The organism is Arthrobacter sp. CAN_A214 (genome assembly GCF_015751955.1).
GTDB lineage: Bacteria > Actinomycetota > Actinomycetes > Actinomycetales > Micrococcaceae > Arthrobacter_D.
Genome location: NZ_JADOUU010000003.1, coordinates 93,306 through 110,325 on the forward strand (window position 1 = coordinate 93,306; position 17,020 = coordinate 110,325).

Consider the following 17,020-nt stretch of genomic DNA (forward strand, 5'->3'; position numbering starts at 1 on the left):
TCCTAACCCTTGATGTAGGGGATGCCGCTGGCTCCCGGAGCGCGCGAGCGGCCGACCAGGCCGGCGACGGCGAAGATGGTGACCACGTAGGGCAGCATGCGGAGGAACTGGTCCGGCACGGGAGTGCCTAGCAGGCTCAGCACGTTGGTGAGGTTCGTGGCAAAGCCGAAGAGGAGCGCAGCGAAGAATGCCCCGATCGGATTCCAGCGCCCGAAGATCAACGCCGCGAGGGCGATGTAGCCCTGCCCTGCCGTCATGTCGCGCCCGAAGCCGGAGACCAGCACGAGCGTGAAGAAGGAGCCACCCACGCCGGCGACCACACCTGCAAGCAGCACATTGGTGAAGCGCAGGCGGTTCACGTTGACGCCGAGGGTATCGGCGGCCTTGGGATGTTCCCCCACGGCGCGGGTGCGCAGGCCCCAACGGGAACGGAACAGCGCCACATACACCACGGCCACCGCAACGTACATCAGGTAGCCCACGATGGTCTGCTCGAACAGGATCGCCCCGAGAATGGGGATCTCCGAGAGACCGGGGATGCTGAGGACGGGGAGCTGGGGCGGGCTGTTCCACGTTTCGGAGTCTTCGCTGAGCACCGCGGAGAACAGGAAGCCGGTGAGCCCGGAGACCAGGACGTTGAGGACCACACCCACGATCACCTGGTTCACGAGGTAGCGGATGCTGAAGACCGCCAGTACGAGGGAGACGAGTACACCGGCGACCGCAGCCGCGATGAGCCCGATGATCGCGCTGCCGGACAGTGACGCAGCGACGGCTGCGGCAAACGCACCGAACAGCAGCTGGCCTTCGATAGCGATATTCACGACGCCGGACCGCTCGCACAGGACACCCGAGAGTGAACCGAAGATCAGCGGCACCGCGAGGGTGACCGACCCGGCCAGCAGGCCGTACAGCGCTACGTTGGGCGTCCGTGCACTGCCGACCACCCAGGTGAGGAAACCGATCAGGAAGAGCACGGCGAACGCCGCGAGGAGCCAGCGCGGAGCAGGTTCGCCGTGGCGCGTTCGAACGACGGCGAAGGCCGCGAGCGCGAGCATTCCCAGTGCCGTGAACCAGCCGATCAGCGGTGCGGACAGGACGAGATCGGGCAGCACGAGGGCGTCACCCGGGTCCGAGAGGCGGAACGTGACGTTCTTGGCAGGCGCCCCGAGGGCGAACACGAGCAGCGCCAGCAGCGCGAGCACCGACAGGAGGATGGAGTTCTTCCAGCTACGGACGGATCCGGAGGCGGTGTCCGCGCGGACGGGCGCCGCTGTTGCTGATGTACTCATGCTGTGCCTCCAGGGGCTGCGCTCGTGCGGTCCTTGCTGCGTTTCGGCGCGGGAAAGGCACCGGGCACCGGGAGGCGGAACAGCGACCGGACCAACGGCGGGGCCGCGATGAAGAGGACGATCAGGGACTGCACCACGAGCACGATATCGATGCTGGTTCCCGTCGAGGCCTGCATGGTGACTCCCCCTGCACGGAAGGCACCGAAGAGCAGGCCGGCGGCGAAGGTGCCCCAGGGGCTCGACCGCCCGAGGAGCGCGACGGTGATCGCGTCGAAGCCGAAGCTTGCCGCGACACCGGAGGTGAGGACCTTCTCGGTTCCCGAGACCTGGGCCACTCCGGCAAGCCCGGCGAGGGCGCCGGCGATCGCCATGGCGAGAATGTAGCCCTTGCTGACGCTGATGCCGGCGGTGCGCGCCGCGGTGGCGTTGGCTCCCACCGCCCGGAGCTCGAACCCGACGGTCGAACGGTTGAGGAGCCACCACACGAACAACGTTGCCAGGACTGCCACGACGAACCCCCAGTGCAGCCGGAACTCAGGCCCGAGCAGTGGCGGGTAGAGCGCCGTCGGATCGAGCTGGGGGCTGATGGGGTTGGTCGACCCGGGTCGCTGGAACGCGGGGGTACTGAGGAAGTACAGCACGAGGTTGACCGCAACATAGTTGAGCATGATCGTGAGGATCACCTCGTGGGCACCGGTACGCGCCTTGAGTACGCCCACCAGCCCGGCCCAGAGCGCCCCGCCCAGCATTCCCGCGAGAATCACGAGCAGCAGGTGGATGCCCGCGGGAAGGTGGAGGGTGAACCCCACCCAGCCCGCGAAGGTTGCGCCGATCAGGATCTGCCCCTGCGCGCCGATGTTGAACAGGCCGGCCCGGAAGGCCAGGGCCACGCCGAGGCCGGCGCAGATCAGCGGTGTGGCTACCGTGAGCGTCTGCGTCAGCGGATAGATCATGCGGGTGAACGTCGCACCCTCGAAGTTGAAGACGGAGCCCTGGAACAGGGCGAGATACGCACCGGAGGCGGCGGCCCACGCAGCCGACAGGGTGTCCTGCGGACGGCTGAGGAAGTACGACGCCGAGGAGGCCACCTCGGGATCCGTCAGTGCGATCAACAGGCCGCCGAGGATCAGCGACATCAGCACCGCGAGCACTGCCACGAGGGCATTTCCCGTCATGATCCGGTGCATCACCGGCTGCGATCCGGCAACCGGCTGGCTTTCCTGCACACTCACTGCTTTTCTCCCTGGATGTTGTTGGCCTGCGCCAGCGCTTCGTCGCCCGGCATGCCGGCCATCATCAGGCCGAGGACGTCCCGTGAGACGGTTCCCGGCACGATGCCCATGAGCCGGCCGCGGTACAGGACGGCGATGCGGTCGGCAAGCTCGAGCACCTCGTCGAGTTCGGTCGAGACGATGATGACGGGGGTGCCGCTGTCGCGCTCGGCGACGATGCGCCGGTGCAGGAACTCGATGGAACCGACGTCGACGCCGCGGGTGGGCTGTGAGGCGATGAACAGCTTCAGCGGACGCGAGAGTTCGCGTGCCATGACCACTTTCTGCTGGTTGCCGCCGGAGAGCGTTCCCGCTGCCGCTGCGGCCGACTGCGTCCGCACGTCGTACTCGGCGATCTTTTCGTCGGCGTTCTTCTCGATGACCGCGGAGGACATCGAAAGCCCCTTGGCGAAGGGCGCCTGGTCATAGCGGTTCAGGATCAGGTTCTCGGCGACGGAGAAGCTTCCCACGAGGCCCTCGACGCTGCGGTCCTCGGGAACGAAGCCCACTCCGGCCCGGATGACATCCTTGACCTTCCGGCCCAGGAGCTCCTGCCCCTGCAGCAGGATGGAGCCGCTGACGTGGTCCTGCAGTCCCAGGATGGCTTCCGTGAGTTCGGTCTGCCCGTTGCCCTGGACGCCGGCGATGGCGAGGATCTCTCCCCGCGCCACATCGAAGCTCAGCCCATCCACCGCGCGCTGGCCGTTGGCTGCCTGAACCACGAGGTCCTTCACGCTGAAGGACACCTCCCCCGGCCTGGCGGGCTCCTTCTGGAGCGTCAGGCTGACCGAGCGGCCCACCATGAGGGACGCGAGTTCGGTGGTGGGAGCCCCGGGGTCAGCTGTCCCCACGACCTTGCCCCGACGCACGACGGTGATGACGTCGGAGACCGCCTTGACCTCGCGCAGCTTGTGGGAGATGAAGACGATCGACTTGCCGTCCGCCTTGAGCTGGCCCATGATGCCGAGCAGCTCGTCGGTTTCCCTGGGTGTGAGGACGGCCGTCGGTTCGTCGAGGATCAGCACCTCGGCGTCGCGCACGAGCGCCTTGATGATCTCGACGCGCTGCTGGACGCCGACGGGGAGGTTCTCGACCACCGCATCGGGATCGACGTCGAACCCGTACTGGTCGGAGATCTGCCGGATCCGTGTGCGGGTCTCCTGCAGGTTGAGCATTCCGCCGGCCTTGGTGGTCTCGTTGCCCAGCGCCACGTTTTCCGCGACGGTGAAGACGGGGACCAGCATGAAGTGCTGGTGCACCATGCCGATTCCGGCGGCCATGGCATCGCCGGGACCCCGAAAGGTGACGGGTTCGTCATTGACGAGGATTTGCCCTTCGGAGGGGTCGTACAGTCCGTAGAGGACGTTCATGAGCGTGGACTTGCCAGCTCCGTTCTCTCCGAGCAGGCTGTGGACCTGCCCCGGCTCCACCACGAGGTCGATGGAATCGTTGGCGACCAGCGTTCCGAATCGTTTGGTGATGCCCTTGAGTTCGAGTTTCACAACCCAACCAGCCTGTTCTTTGCTTATCAATTCAGGTGAAGGATACCGGTTCTGCGGAAGGTGAACCCACCGGCGGCAAAAACGAACCGCTTCCCTCCCTACGGATTCATCCACGGGAGGGAAGCGGTTCGTCGATTCGTGCCGAGGTTACTGCTGGGGACTTGCCCCGGACTCGACGGTGATCTCGCCCGAGATGATCTGCTCGGTGATCTCGTCGAGCTGCGTCTGCAGGTCTTCGGGAACATTCGCTTCCTGGTCGTGGAAGGGAGCCAGTGCAACTCCGCCGTTCTCGAGCGTCCCGACGTAGGGGGCGTTGTCGAAGTCGCCCTCGACGTCGGTCTTGATGACTTCCTCGACGGCGTCGCCCATGAGCTTCATGACCGAGGTGAGGATGAATTCCTCGCCCTTGCCGGCAGTCTCGTAGCCGTCGGAGTCCACCCAGACCACCCGGGCGTTTCCGCCGGCCGCGTTGGCCTCGATCACGGCGTCGAGCGTACCGAGGCCCACGGGCCCGGCGACGGGCATGATGATGTCCGCGCCCTCGTTGATGAAGTTCTGGGTGTTGGTCTTGCCGGCCCCCTGGTCGTTGAAGTTGCCGATGAACGTACCGTTCTGGGCTTCCTTGTTCCAGCCGAGAAGCTCGACCTCTGCACCGTTCTGCTCGTTGTAGTAGGCGATGCCGTCAGCGAAACCGTCCATGAAGATGGTGACGGTAGGGATGTTGATTCCGCCGTACGTTGCCACCTTGCCGGTTTCGGAGGTGGCCGCAGCGGCGTACCCGGCGAGGAAGGCGGCCTGCGCCGTGTCGTAGATGATCGGCTTGACGTTCGGAAGCTCGATCGAGTTGTCGTCGACGATGGCGAAGTTCGCATCGACGTTGGCCTCGGCCGCAGCCTTGGTGGTGTCGGCCAGCAGGAAGCCGACGGTGATCGTCATGTCGCAGCCGCCCTGCACCATGCTGTCCACGTTGGGGCCGAAGTCGGTCTCGGCCTGGGACTCGGCCTGGTTGATCTGGATGCCGAGGTCCGCTTCGGCCTGCTTCAGGCCTTCGTAGCTCGACTGGTTGAACGAGCGGTCGTCGAATCCTCCGGAGTCGGAAACGATGCATCCGAGGTAATCGGTTCCGGCAGCAGCCGTGGCTCCCGGGGCCTCCTCGGCCGGCGGTGCGCCGCAACCACTGAGGACGAGGGCTGACGCGCCGAGGACGGCGGCGGACAGGCCGGTGCCGCGCGGAAATTTGCGCAGTGAGTTCTTCAATGTTCCTCCAGGAGAAGAGATATGCCACCCGGATGGTTCCAGTGAGTGTCCGTCCCCAGTTTCCCGGAGGTACTGGAAGCTCTGTTTTCACGAAAACCGGTTGTGGCGCGTGCGACACCGTCGGTGCAGCGTGTATGCGAATACTCTAGGGGCAGGTGAGGTGGAACACTAACGAAACGCGCCGACCTCCCGCCGATCGTTCGGGATTCGTTATCAATCCAGGTCCCGAAGCTGAGGTAATTCAGTGCCGCAGGCCGAGCACCGCACGGAGGGCCGCAGCAGCCATGACCCGGACCCCGTAGCCGATGGCAAGCTCGTCGGGTGCGTAGTCACCCCGGTGGAGATCGAAGGTCTCCCCGCCGGGCGAACGGGTCCCGAGCCTCATCATCGCGCCGGGCACTTCCTGGGTCATCCAGGCGAAGTCCTCGCCGCCCATGGACTGCGGGGTCAGCACGACGGCGTCGTCGCCCAGTTCGGCGCGCGCCGCAGCCTCGAGCAGGCCGGTCTCGGCTTCGGAGTTCACCACCGGAGGCACTCCGCGGATGTGCTCGAGCTTCACTTCGACGCCGAAGGGTGCTGCAATCTGCCGCACTGCGCTGTCCAGCAGCTCACCCGCCGATTCCCACGCTTCTCCATCGAGGCAGCGAAGTGTTCCCGACAGGAAGCCGTGGGCGGGAATGGCGTTCGGCGCGGATCCCGCGTGGATCTGGCCCCACACCACCGACACGGCACTGCGTACATCGATGCGCCGCGAAAGGACGGCAGGCACGTTGACGGCGATCGCGGCGAGCGCGAACACGAGATCCTCCGTGAGGTGCGGTCGGGAGGTGTGCCCGCCACGGCCGGCCAGTTCTACACGCACGGTGTCGGAGGCGGAGGTGATGGCGCCGATCCGGGTGCCCACCTGGCCTGCGTCGATGCGGGGGTCGCAGTGCAGCGCGAGGATGCGGGGGACGTCGTTCAGGATGCCCTGGGCGATGACGTCGAGGGCGCCGCCCGGCATCATCTCCTCGGCGGGCTGGAAGATCACGCGGACCGATCCGGCGAGGGGAGCCTCCTCGTGCATCGAGGCGAGGACGAGCGCCACACCCAGCATGACCGTGGCGTGGATGTCGTGGCCGCAGGAGTGGGCCACTCCGGTCGTGGCCGAACTGTAGGGCAGGCCCGTCTCCTCGATGATCGGCAGGGCGTCGATGTCGGCCCTCAGCCCGATCCGCAACGGACCGTCGCCGATATCGACGTAGAGCCCTGTGTTCTCCAGCCTCTTCGGCGTCAGTCCTGCCTCCTCGAGGCGCTCCACCAGGCGGTCGGTGGTCCGGTGCTCCTCATAGGAGAGCTCCGGGTGCTCGTGGAGATCCCGGCGGAAGCTGATCAGTTCCTCGAGCACCGGCGCAAGCCACACGCCGACTGGGGGGACGGCTCCGTCGGAGCGAGTAGTCTGCACCGCTACAGCCTACCGGCGCGCTACAGGACGTCGGTGTCGCCACTGGCCCGCAGGTGCTCCACCGCCTTCTTGACTTCCTGGGCGTGCTCCTTGGTGGTGACCAGCAGTGCATCCGGTGTGTCCACGATGACGACGTCCTTGATACCGATCAGCGCGATGACCCGTTTGGTGTCCGACACCACGATGCCCGAGGCGTTCTCCGAGAACACCCGCGCGCCCTCCCCCATCACCGTGAGCTCCCGATTCTCGGTAGCCGGGTTCAACCGTCCGATCGCCGCGAAATCGCCGACGTCGTCCCAGCTGAAGGCACCGGGGATCATCGCGACATCGCCCGCGGCTGCCGCGGGTTCAGCCACCGCGTAGTCGATCGCGATCTTCGGGAGGCCGGGCCAGACCCGGCGGGCCACCTCCACGCGTCGCGGGGTGTCCCAGGCAGCCGCGATCTCGGTGAGTCCCTCATAGAGCACCGGCTCGTTCGCCTCCAGGTGCTTCAGCATCAGTGCCACGGGTGCCACGAACATTCCCGCGTTCCAGCTGTAGCTTCCGCTTTCGAGGTAGCCGAGGGCAACCTCCTCGGAAGGCTTTTCGACGAACTCGATGACGGCGTGCGCGCTGGGGGCGCCCGGTACGTCGAGTGCGGCGCCGGCGCGGATATAGCCGAAGCCGGTGGACGGGTGGGTGGGTTCGATGCCGATGGTCACGATGTATCCCTGAGCCGCGGTGTGGATCGCTTCACGCACCGCCTCCTGGAAGACCTCGACCGGCGTGATGACCTGGTCCGCGGCGAAGGACCCCATGATGGTGTCCGGGTCCCGCTGGTGCAGGATGGCTGCGGCGAGGCCGATCGCCGCAGCGGAGTCCTTCGGCTCGCTCTCGAGCACCAGGTCCCGATCCTCGATCTCCGGCAGCTGCTTGAGCACTGCCCGCCGGTGCGCGATGCCGGTCACCACCATGGTCCGCCCGCCGCACAGCGGGCGAAGGCGGTCGTAGGTGGCACGAATCAGCGTACTTCCGGAACCTGTGAGGTCGTGGAGGAACTTCGGGGCCGCGGCGCGCGAGAGCGGCCAGAGCCTCGTGCCGGTACCCCCTGCGGGTATGACCCCGTAGAACCGGTTGAGCACGCTGTCGGAGTCTTGGGCAGCAGCCCTCTCAGTAGTCATTACTTCCACGTTAACGCACAGCTTCAAACGCGGCTCCGAACACCGGCTGAAAGACAGCTGCATGCAGCTCTCGCAATGTAAACAACATCACAGGGTAGGAGGGCCTAAATTGAACCCGGGTGACCGTCGGCCTAGATTACCCTTGTCTTATAGAGTGCTCTCGCACCGGCGTCATCCCTGCGTGGACGACACGCTAACGCCGCTGCGTCGCAGGGAGGTTATTTCAATGTCGAAGACACTGACACCAGCAGGCACCCTCTACCGCGGCCGCGAAGGCCAGTGGTCCTGGGTGGCGCACCGCATCACCGGGGTAGTGATTTTCTTTTTCCTCCTCGTGCACGTCCTGGATACATCCCTCGTGCGGGTCTCACCCGAAGCGTATGACGCAGTCATCGCTTCCTACAAGAACCCCCTCATGGGACTCGGCGAGCTCGGCCTGGTCGCGGCGATCGTGTTCCACGCCTTCAACGGACTCCGCGTCATCGCCGTGGACTTCTGGAAGCAGGGCCCCCGCTACCACCGCCAGATGCTCTGGGGCGTCATCGGACTGTGGGCCATCACCATGATCGCGTTTTCGATCCGCCATCTCTCGCACGTTTTCGGAGGTTAAAGACCGTGGCTGTTCCAACTATTGAAAGTCCCCGCTCAGGCAGGGTGGCCCCGGGCTACACGCGGACCAATTCCTCCAGGGGCAACTTCGAGATGATCGCGTGGCTCTTCATGCGCCTGTCAGGGGCCATCCTCGTGGTCCTGATCTTCGTCCACCTCTGGACGAGCATGGTCGCGGGAGACGGCATCAACGGTGTCGATTTCGGATTCGTCGCAGGAAAGTGGGCCGACCCGGTGTGGCAGATCTGGGATCTCACCATGCTATGGCTCGCCATGCTCCACGGCACCAACGGTGTCCGCGTGATCATCAACGACTATGCCGAGAAGAACTCCACCCGGATGTGGCTCAAGGGCGTGCTCTACGCCTCGACCGTGGTCATCGTCATCCTCGGCACCCTGGTGATCTTCACCTTCGATCCCTGCCCCGTGATCGACGGCGTCGCCCACGTTGCGGAGTACTGCCCCACCTCCTAGGCGGGTACCCCTTCGCGGGCTGCGGGCCGGGTGACCCCGATGCCCGCGGGCGTCCCCGCGACGCCTCGCCGGAAAACCGGTGCCGCATCTCCCAGGCTTCCTGATTTTGTCTTCAACAGAAAGAGCGACCAGCATGCAGGTCCACAAGTACGACGTCGTCATCGTAGGCGCCGGCGGCGCCGGCATGCGCGCAGCGATCGAATCCGGTCAGCGCGCGCGAACGGCGGTACTGACCAAGCTTTACCCGACGCGGTCCCACACGGGTGCCGCACAGGGCGGAATGTGCGCCGCCCTGGCCAATGTCGAGGAAGACAACTGGGAATGGCACACGTTCGACACCGTCAAGGGCGGCGACTATCTGGTGGACCAGGATGCAGCTGAAATCATGGCGAAGGAAGCCATTGAAGCCGTCCTCGATCTCGAGAAGATGGGACTCCCGTTCAACCGGACCCCCGAGGGCCGGATCGACCAGCGACGTTTCGGCGGGCACACACGCGACCACGGCAAGGCGCCGGTCCGCCGCTCGTGCTACGCGGCCGACCGCACCGGCCACATGATCCTCCAGACGCTCTACCAGAACTGCGTCAAGCACAACGTCGAGTTCTACAACGAGTACTACGTGCTCGATCTCCTGATGGTCGACCAGGAGGAAACGGTCGACGGCGTCACCCGCATCGCGAAACGCGTTGCCGGCGTCGTGTCCTACGACCTGGCCACCGGTGAACTCCACATCTTCCAGGCCAAGTCGGTGGTATTCGCGTCCGGCGGCGTGGGCAAGGTCTACAAGACCACCTCGAATGCGCACACCTTGACCGGGGACGGTATGGGCATCGCCTTCCGGCGCGGCATCCCCCTCGAGGACATGGAGTTCTTCCAGTTCCACCCGACCGGCCTTGCCGGGCTCGGCATCCTTCTTTCGGAGGCAGCCCGCGGCGAGGGAGCGATCCTCCGCAACTCGGAGGGCGAACGGTTCATGGAGCGCTACGCACCGACCATCAAGGACCTGGCTCCCCGCGACATCGTGGCCCGGTCCATGGCAAACGAGGTACGCGAGGGACGTGGGGCGGGCCCCAACAAGGACTATGTCCTGCTGGACCTGACCCACCTCGAGCCCGCGCACATCGACGCGAAGCTTCCCGACATCACTGAGTTCGCACGCACCTACCTCGGCGTGGAGCCCTACACCGAACCTGTGCCGGTCTTCCCTACCGCGCACTACGCGATGGGCGGCATTCCGACGAACGTGAAGGCCGAGGTGCTCTCGGACAACAACACCGTGGTGCCGGGCCTCTATGCCGCCGGCGAGGTGGCCTGCGTGTCGGTCCACGGATCCAACCGTCTCGGCACCAACTCGCTGCTCGACATCAACGTGTTCGGGAAGCGTGCGGGCCTGGCTGCCGCCGAGTACGCGCAGACCGCCGACTTCGTGGAGATCCCGGACAACCCGCTCGCCGACACGGAGGCGCTGCTCAACACCGCGCGCAGTTCCGAAGGCGGAGAGCGCGTTGCGCTGATCCGCAAGGAACTCCAGGACATCATGGACGCCAATGTCCAGGTGTTCCGCACCGAAGAGACCCTCCTCGAAGCCCTCGCAGTGATCGATGGCCTCGAGGAGCGCTACACCCGCATTTCCGTCCAGGACAAAGGCAAGCGCTTCAACCTGGATCTCCTCGAAGCTGTGGAGCTCGGCTTCCTGCTCGACATGGCGAAAGTCATGACGGCGGCTGCCCTGCACCGTACGGAATCCCGCGGAGGCCACTTCCGCGAGGACTATCCGGAACGCGACGATGAGAACTTCATGACCCATTCCATGGCCTACAAGGACCCGAGCGCAGTGAGAACCAGCGGCGTGCGCCTTGAGACCAAACCGGTGGTCTTCACCCGATACCAGCCCATGGAGCGTAAGTACTAATGAGCACCGAAACCGTTGAGAAAGAGCCGGCCTCGAAGATCGAGCTGGCCCCGGGCGTGGGCGGCGGTGGGGAGATCCCTACCTTCGACATCACCCTGAAAGTACGCCGCTACAACCCCGAGGTGTCCGATGACGCCCACTGGGACGAGTGGAAACTGACCATGTACGGCACCGACCGGGTGCTCGACGCCCTGCACAGGGTCAAGTGGGAGTTCGACGGTTCCGTCTCGTTCCGCCGCTCCTGTGCGCACGGCGTCTGCGGATCCGATGCCATGCGCATCAACGGCCGCAACCGCCTGGCGTGCAAGACGCTCCTGAAGGACCTCGACACCTCCAAGCCCATCCTCGTCGAGCCCATCAAGGGTCTTCCCGTGGAGAAGGACCTCATCGTGGACATGGAGCCGTTCTTCCAGTCCTACCGCGAGATCATGCCGTTCCTGATCAGCAAGGGCCACGAGCCCTCTGCGGAGCGGCTGCAGTCAGCCGAGGAACGTGAGCGCTATGACGACACCACCAAGTGCATCCTGTGCGCCGCGTGTACGTCGTCGTGCCCGGTCTTCTGGACCGACGGCCAGTACTTCGGCCCGGCGGCGATCGTCAACGCGCACCGTTTCATCTTCGACTCACGCGACGACGCCGGAGACATGCGGCTCGAGATCCTCAATGACAAGGAAGGTGTGTGGCGGTGCCGCACCACCTTCAACTGCTCGGAAGCGTGCCCGCGCGGCATCCAGGTGACGAAGGCCATCTCCGAAGTGAAGCAGGCCATCCTGACCCGCAAGGTGTAGGCCTGCAGCACCTCTCTGCGGGAACGTCCGCGGCAGCATACGGAAGAAGGAGGCGGTCCACATCGGTGGACCGCCTCCTTCTTTCGGTTCATCTGCGGGTCCACTCCGGTTTGGTGCGGCTTTCGCGTGGCGTGGACAGGCACCTCTCATTTGCGGGCTGCGCGCCTGCTCTGCTGGCGGAGGGTTCCCGCCCTGGCCTCGGCGGTACTGCGCTCGGCGTGCGCGGTGGCATCGGCGGCACCTACCGCGCACCACGCCGCGGCGATCAGGTAGACCTGGCTGAGCAGGAAGAACCAGATGAACAGGCCGAGGATCACGGCGAAGGGCAGGAGCAGCGGGTTCCGCTCTACCCCGCTGCCCAGCAGCTGGGTGCTGAACGTGCGCAGGATGGTGCTTCCCCCTCCCGCGAGCAACGCCCCCCGGAGAAGAACGCCGCCCGGCATGTCGATCCGGGACGCGGAATGGAGGAGGATCACTGCGACGGCCGTATCGAGCAGGATCATCACCACGAAGCCGGCGAGCTGTGTGAGGGGACGGGCCGCTTCGGAGAGACCCAGCCACTCGAGCACGACGTCAAGCACCGTGTTCACGACCACGCCCACGCCGGTCGTGATGACCAGGACGACTCCCAGGACCAGGAGGATCCCGGCGTCCTTCACCCGGACGAGGATCGGGTGGAACCACACCGGATCCAGCCCGAAGATGCTCCTCATGCCCTGCCGCACTCCGGAAATCCAGCCGAGCGAGGTGAAGACCATCACCGTGGTGGACACCACCAGTGCCAGACCGTAACCGTTCGTGGCGCCGAACAGGTCCTCCGGGCTGACCAGACCGCCAGGGCCGTCCTCGGTCTTCTTGATCAGCCCTGGAGTCGTCGAATCGACGGTGTCGACGATGAGTTGCTGGAGCTCGGTGTTCCCGGAGATCACGAGGCCCAGGGTCGAGAAACCGACCACGAGCAGCGCGCCGATGGCGAAGAACATCCGGTACGCGACCCCTGCGGCCAGAAGCGGACCCCTGTTCCGCGTGTACAGCAGCAGCACACGCACCGGCTTCAGAGCGAAAAACCGCGCCAGGACGACGAGGAGCCGGGCGACGCCGAGGGAGCCCCGACCCGCGCCCTCGCGTCGAAGCCTCCCGAGGTTCCGGCGTGCTTCGAGGACCTTCCGGTTCAGTTCGTGGCGGTCGGTCGGCGAGGGCTGTTCAACTACCGGAGGTTTCGCTACCTTCAGTGTCTTCGCCAAAGTTCAGCTCTTCCCTTAGCTTCCACGAGCCGGACGATTGGTGCTCGTACAGCCCCATACTACGGACCTCGAAGGACGCCTCGAAGGACTCCAGTTCCTCCACGGCGGCGTCCATTCCGGCGTCACTGACGTCGTGGGCCACAGTGACATGGGGGTGGAACGGGAAATCGAGGGTTCGTTCCAACGGGCCGGCCTGCAGTTTCTCGTGGAGCCCGACGCACTCCTCGAATCCCTGGTCCACCTTGAGGAAGACCACGGGCGACACGGGACGGAAGGACCCTGTGCTCTTCAGCGTGACGGTGAAAGTACTCTGCGCCCTCGCCACCGCGCGCACATGCTCCATCGTGCCCTGCCAGTCCATGGCGGGTGTCGTGGTAATCAGCGTGATGTGGGGCGGCACCAGAACAGCCATCGGATCGCCGAAGGAGGCCCGCCACTTCTCCAGCTCGGTGGCGAGCGGTTCCGGAATCGGGATGGTGATCCCCACGCAGCTCAGACCGGGCGGCTGTTCCGGTTCTGCGTCGGCCGGCGAGTCGAGCGGCCGGTAGGTGGAGGCGCACATCGCTAGGGCACTCCCGCGCCGGAGGTGATCCCGGCAGCAGATCGGGCAACGGATCCGGCAACGGGCAGGAACCCGACCTTCGCATACACGTCGGCGAGTGTTGCCGCTGCGATCCCACGGGCCTTTGCCGCGCCCTTGGCCAGCAGCCGGTCAAGTTCCGCGGGGTCGGACAGCAGCTCCTGGGCGCGCATCCGTACCGGACCGAGGGTCTCGACGACGACGTCGGCCAGGTCCACTTTCAGATGGCCGTACATCCGGCCCTCGTAGTCGGCTTCCAATTCGGCGACGCTGCGGCCGGAGAGGCCCGAGAAGATGGTCAGCAGGTTGGAGATCCCCGGTTTCTCGGCGGCATCGAACCGGATGCTCGTACCGGCGTCGGTGACTGCGGACCGAATGCGCTTCGACGTCACCTTCGGGTCGTCGAGGAGATTGATCAGCCCGGCGGGCGACGACGCCGACTTCGACATCTTCGACGTCGGATTCTGCAGGTCGTAGATCTTTGCCGATTCCTTCTGGATGAACGGCTTCGGCACGGTGAATGCCTGCCCGAAGCGGGTATTGAAGCGCTGGGCCAGGTCGCGGCTCAGCTCGACATGCTGGCGCTGGTCCTCCCCCACAGGCACTCCCTCGGGCTGGTACAGCAGGATGTCGGCTGCCTGGAGGATGGGGTAGGTGTAGAGCCCCACACTGGCACTGTCGGCGCCCTGCTTCGAGGCCTTGTCCTTGAACTGCGTCATGCGTGATGCCTCGCCGAAGCCCGTGATGCAGTTCAACACCCAGGCGAGCTGGGCGTGCTCCGGAACGTGGGACTGCACGAACAGGGTCGCCTTCTCGACGTCGACTCCCCCCGCAATGTACTGGGCAGCGGTGCTGCGGGTGCGCGCTGCGAGCTCCACCGGATCCTGGGGGACGGTGATCGCGTGAAGATCCGGGATGAAGAAGACGGCGTCATAGTCCTCCTGCATGCGGACCCAGTGGACCAGAGCGCCGAGGTAGTTGCCGAGGTGGAGCGAGCCGGCGGACGGCTGCATCCCGGAGAGGATGCGCGCCCGGGCGGGGAGTGTGGGGAGGACCATATGGCTGAGTTCCATTCCCTAGATCGAATAGTCGACGACGAGCGGCGCGTGGTCGGAGAAGCGGGTGTCCCAGCTCGCTGCCCGGTCCACCACCGCGTTCACTGCGGCGTCGGAAAGCCGCCGGGTCGCAAGGTGGTAGTCGATCCGCCAGCCGACGTCGTTGTCGAAGGCCTTTCCGCGCCAGGACCACCAGGTGTAGGGACCGTCGATGTCACCCGAGAGGTTCCGGTGGACATCGACGTAGCCCCCCTCCGGTGAGAAGAAGGAGTCGAAATACTTCCGTTCCTCCGGAAGGAAGCCCGCGCTCTTGAGGTTTCCCTTCCAGTTCCGGATGTCGCGGACGGTGTGCCCCACATTCAGGTCTCCGACCACGAGGGCGTGGTCGGAGGAATTGCGCAGCACCTGGAGGCGCGCGCTCATCGCGTCGAGGAACCGGTACTTGTCGTCCTGTTTCGGCGTACCCACGTCGCCCGAATGGACGTAGGCGCTGGCGACCGTCAGGGTGCTCCCCTTGACGGTGAAGTCGGCTTCGACCCAGCGGCCGGCTGTCGCGAAGTATTCATCGGCAATCCCCACCCGGGTCGCGGCGAACGGCAGCCGGGATGCTATCGCCACCCCTGCCCGCCCCTTGGCTTCTGCCTCGGCGTGCACCAGGTGCCAGGTATCTCCCAGCAGTGCACCGACCACCGCGTCCGGTGCCCTCACCTCCTGGAGGCAGAGGACGTCCACGTCCCTGTCGAGGAGCCAATCCTGCATGCCCCGCTTGTAGGCGGCACGTATTCCGTTGACGTTCACGGACGCGACCCGCAGGGGTTTTTCGAAGGTATCGGAAGCGAGACTCACCTGATCAACCTTACCCCGCGGCCTCCGGTGATCGCTGTTGGACGGCATGTGCGCCGCTGCGGCCGGGGTCAATCGACGACCGTGCCCTCCACCGGACCGTCGTCGTTCCCCTTCATCATGGACCGGGCGTTATGGGAGGTGATTTCAATGGTCTCCAGGGCGCGTTCCACCATGGCCTCATCGCTGCCGAGGTATTCGCGGACCACACCCACCTGGACCTGGACGATCTTGAAACTGTGGTCGAGCTTCCTGTCCCGCACGAGGGTGGCTTCGTCGAACACGCGGGCATCCTGCCCTCCAGCGGAACCCATGCCGGAACGGTGGGCCTCGTTGATCTTCACGGCTGCCCGCCGGGCGGCCGAGCGGAGGCTGAACACCACGAAACTGAACACGAGCAGCCAGCCGAGCGAGATGATCACCACCAGCCACCCGACGACGTCGTTCTCGTTCGCCGCGAAGACCACGGCGACCAGGAACACCACCAGCATGACCGCCATACCGGCACTGCCCATCCGCATACTGATTCCCCGGCCCGCCGGCCGCCCGGTGCTTCCCAATGACTGCATTCCCCCAGTCTCCCAAACAACAGGCGCAATCCGTGCAGCCGTCCACCGCGGGCGAACGGTCAGGGAATTAAAAGAATTCTCCCATCCGCCCATCCGTGACAGCGGTCACGCCGAAGTACCGGTACGCGCGCATCCACAGCGCGCATCATTCGCACTATGGAGGAATTCCCGATGAACAAGAAAATGCGCTTCCTCGCAGTACCAGCCCTGGCCCTTAGCACTGTTGCTATGGCCGGCGCCCCCGCCATAGCCGCCCATGACGGAACCTACTCCTCGACCCTGGGCCAGCTCAGCGGCACCACCGGTTCGGGCACCATCACCCTGGACGTCACCGGCGACAAGGCCATGGTGAAGCTGCAGGTTTCCGGTCTCGCCGAGACCTTCATGGACGCACCCTACCCCCACGTTCAGCACATCCACGGCGGAGCCCTGGGTGAGTGCCCCACCACCGCTGATGACGCCAATGGCGACGGAATCCTCAGCACCACCGACGGTGCTGCCTCCTACGGTGGAATCCTCACCACCCTGACCACCTCCGGTGCAACAACCCCGGCCGAGGGCCTGAACCTCGCGCTCGGCGGCCAGGGCGGCAGCTACACCGTCGAGCGTGAAATCACGCTCGACATGGCCACCCAGGAGGCCCTCGCCGCCGGCACAGCCGTCGTCGTCGTCCACGGCCTGGACCCCGCCACCGTCACCGCCACGACAGAGGCCTTCAGCGCACCCAGTGACCTGGAGCCCTCACTTCCCCTCGGCGCCACCTCACCGGCACTGTGTGGAACCCTCGTCGAGTCCCAGATGGGCGACATGCCTGCCGGTGGAGCAGACACCGGCGTTGCCCAGGAAACCGGCAGCAATACCGCAATGCTCGCCCTCGGTGGCGGACTCCTCCTCGCGGCGGCAGCCGGCGGAACCTACGTCGTACGCCGTCGTAGCGCCGACGTCTGATCCCCGTCAGTAACTGACGGATAAGTGAACCGGCCGGCGTTGGGGCGTTCCCGCCCCGGCGCCGGCCGGCTT

Annotated in this window: 16 protein-coding genes; 5 read left to right on the forward strand and 11 right to left on the reverse strand. The window is 65.6% G+C overall.

Translation table 11 applies throughout. The annotated features are described in order from the left end of the window. Positions 1–2 precede the first annotated feature (2 nt). The 6 genes from IWX65_RS04025 to IWX65_RS04050 all read right to left on the reverse strand — a co-directional run bounded on the left by IWX65_RS04025 (position 3) and on the right by IWX65_RS04050 (position 7,926). A complete protein-coding gene (locus IWX65_RS04025; protein ID WP_196881152.1) occupies positions 3–1,292 on the reverse strand; it encodes an ABC transporter permease in 1,290 nt (429 codons plus the stop codon). Continuing rightward, positions 1,289–2,479, reverse strand: coding sequence for an ABC transporter permease (locus tag IWX65_RS04030; RefSeq protein WP_196881361.1), 1,191 nt, complete (start codon positions 2,477–2,479; stop codon positions 1,289–1,291). Before IWX65_RS04030 ends, IWX65_RS04025 begins: the two co-directional genes overlap by 4 nt. Before the next feature lie 41 nt (positions 2,480–2,520). Beyond that, complete coding sequence (locus IWX65_RS04035) at positions 2,521–4,065, reverse strand: ABC transporter ATP-binding protein (protein ID WP_196881153.1); 1,545 nt, start codon at positions 4,063–4,065, stop codon at positions 2,521–2,523. Positions 4,066–4,212: 147 nt separating this feature from the next. Next, positions 4,213–5,322 carry a BMP family lipoprotein gene (locus IWX65_RS04040; RefSeq protein WP_334683639.1) on the reverse strand — a complete coding sequence of 370 codons (1,110 nt, stop codon included), beginning with the start codon at positions 5,320–5,322 and terminating at the stop codon, positions 4,213–4,215. 241 nt (positions 5,323–5,563) lie between these two features. Continuing rightward, the gene (locus IWX65_RS04045; RefSeq protein ID WP_196881154.1) at positions 5,564–6,766 is read right to left on the reverse strand and encodes an amidohydrolase; all 1,203 of its coding nucleotides are present in this window, start codon (positions 6,764–6,766) and stop codon (positions 5,564–5,566) included. Between the two features lie 20 nt (positions 6,767–6,786). Beyond that, positions 6,787–7,926: a mannose-1-phosphate guanylyltransferase gene (locus IWX65_RS04050; protein ID WP_196821715.1), complete on the reverse strand. Its 1,140-nt coding sequence runs from the start codon at positions 7,924–7,926 to the stop codon at positions 6,787–6,789. A 226-nt stretch (positions 7,927–8,152) separates the two neighbouring features. Here IWX65_RS04050 and sdhC point away from each other — a divergent pair, with 226 nt between their 5' ends. The 4 genes from sdhC to IWX65_RS04070 all read left to right on the forward strand — a co-directional run bounded on the left by sdhC (position 8,153) and on the right by IWX65_RS04070 (position 11,709). Next, positions 8,153–8,536 (forward strand): succinate dehydrogenase, cytochrome b556 subunit, encoded by a 384-nt coding sequence (sdhC, locus tag IWX65_RS04055; protein WP_196881155.1) that lies wholly within the window; start codon positions 8,153–8,155, stop codon positions 8,534–8,536. A gap of 5 nt (positions 8,537–8,541) precedes the next feature. After that, positions 8,542–9,009: a succinate dehydrogenase hydrophobic membrane anchor subunit gene (locus IWX65_RS04060; protein WP_196881156.1), complete on the forward strand. Its 468-nt coding sequence runs from the start codon at positions 8,542–8,544 to the stop codon at positions 9,007–9,009. Positions 9,010–9,142: 133 nt separating this feature from the next. Then, positions 9,143–10,921, forward strand: coding sequence for a succinate dehydrogenase flavoprotein subunit (gene sdhA, locus IWX65_RS04065; RefSeq protein WP_196881157.1), 1,779 nt, complete (start codon positions 9,143–9,145; stop codon positions 10,919–10,921). Further along, positions 10,921–11,709 (forward strand): succinate dehydrogenase iron-sulfur subunit, encoded by a 789-nt coding sequence (locus IWX65_RS04070; protein ID WP_196881158.1) that lies wholly within the window; start codon positions 10,921–10,923, stop codon positions 11,707–11,709. The genes sdhA and IWX65_RS04070 overlap by 1 nt, the downstream gene beginning before the upstream one ends. A 146-nt stretch (positions 11,710–11,855) precedes the next feature. Here IWX65_RS04070 and IWX65_RS04075 read toward each other — a convergent pair whose 3' ends face one another. The 5 genes from IWX65_RS04075 to IWX65_RS04095 form a co-directional block, all read right to left on the reverse strand. Further along, positions 11,856–12,953 carry a YihY/virulence factor BrkB family protein gene (locus IWX65_RS04075; RefSeq protein ID WP_196881159.1) on the reverse strand — a complete coding sequence of 366 codons (1,098 nt, stop codon included), beginning with the start codon at positions 12,951–12,953 and terminating at the stop codon, positions 11,856–11,858. After that, positions 12,913–13,515, reverse strand: a complete 603-nt coding sequence (locus tag IWX65_RS04080) for a 2'-5' RNA ligase family protein (RefSeq protein ID WP_196881160.1) — start codon at positions 13,513–13,515, stop codon at positions 12,913–12,915. The genes IWX65_RS04075 and IWX65_RS04080 overlap by 41 nt, the downstream gene beginning before the upstream one ends. Positions 13,516–13,517: 2 nt before the next feature. After that, on the reverse strand, positions 13,518–14,606 hold the full coding sequence (gene trpS, locus IWX65_RS04085; RefSeq protein WP_196881161.1) for a tryptophan--tRNA ligase: 1,089 nt from the start codon (positions 14,604–14,606) through the stop codon (positions 13,518–13,520). Positions 14,607–14,609: 3 nt separating this feature from the next. Continuing rightward, positions 14,610–15,434, reverse strand: a complete 825-nt coding sequence (locus tag IWX65_RS04090) for an exodeoxyribonuclease III (protein ID WP_334683640.1) — start codon at positions 15,432–15,434, stop codon at positions 14,610–14,612. 68 nt (positions 15,435–15,502) lie between these two features. After that, positions 15,503–16,000 carry a hypothetical protein gene (locus IWX65_RS04095; protein WP_196881163.1) on the reverse strand — a complete coding sequence of 166 codons (498 nt, stop codon included), beginning with the start codon at positions 15,998–16,000 and terminating at the stop codon, positions 15,503–15,505. Between the two features lie 171 nt (positions 16,001–16,171). Between IWX65_RS04095 and IWX65_RS04100 the strand changes: the two genes are divergently transcribed. After that, a complete protein-coding gene (locus tag IWX65_RS04100) occupies positions 16,172–16,948 on the forward strand; it encodes a CHRD domain-containing protein (RefSeq protein WP_196881164.1) in 777 nt (258 codons plus the stop codon). Positions 16,949–17,020 lie beyond the last annotated feature (72 nt).

What these genes read in the sequence shown, in the direction of transcription:
- IWX65_RS04025 (WP_196881152.1), bottom strand. Translation starts at nt 1,292, where the DNA reads ATGAGTACATCAGCAACAGCGGCGCCCGTCCGCGCGGACACCGCCTCC.
- IWX65_RS04030 (WP_196881361.1), bottom strand. Translation starts at nt 2,479, where the DNA reads ATGCACCGGATCATGACGGGAAATGCCCTCGTGGCAGTGCTCGCGGTG.
- IWX65_RS04050 (WP_196821715.1), bottom strand. Translation starts at nt 7,926, where the DNA reads ATGACTACTGAGAGGGCTGCTGCCCAAGACTCCGACAGCGTGCTCAAC.
- sdhC (WP_196881155.1), top strand. Translation starts at nt 8,153, where the DNA reads ATGTCGAAGACACTGACACCAGCAGGCACCCTCTACCGCGGCCGCGAA.
- sdhA (WP_196881157.1), top strand. Translation starts at nt 9,143, where the DNA reads ATGCAGGTCCACAAGTACGACGTCGTCATCGTAGGCGCCGGCGGCGCC.
- IWX65_RS04070 (WP_196881158.1), top strand. Translation starts at nt 10,921, where the DNA reads ATGAGCACCGAAACCGTTGAGAAAGAGCCGGCCTCGAAGATCGAGCTG.
- IWX65_RS04080 (WP_196881160.1), bottom strand. Translation starts at nt 13,515, where the DNA reads ATGTGCGCCTCCACCTACCGGCCGCTCGACTCGCCGGCCGACGCAGAA.
- trpS (WP_196881161.1), bottom strand. Translation starts at nt 14,606, where the DNA reads ATGGAACTCAGCCATATGGTCCTCCCCACACTCCCCGCCCGGGCGCGC.
- IWX65_RS04095 (WP_196881163.1), bottom strand. Translation starts at nt 16,000, where the DNA reads ATGCAGTCATTGGGAAGCACCGGGCGGCCGGCGGGCCGGGGAATCAGT.
- IWX65_RS04100 (WP_196881164.1), top strand. Translation starts at nt 16,172, where the DNA reads ATGAACAAGAAAATGCGCTTCCTCGCAGTACCAGCCCTGGCCCTTAGC.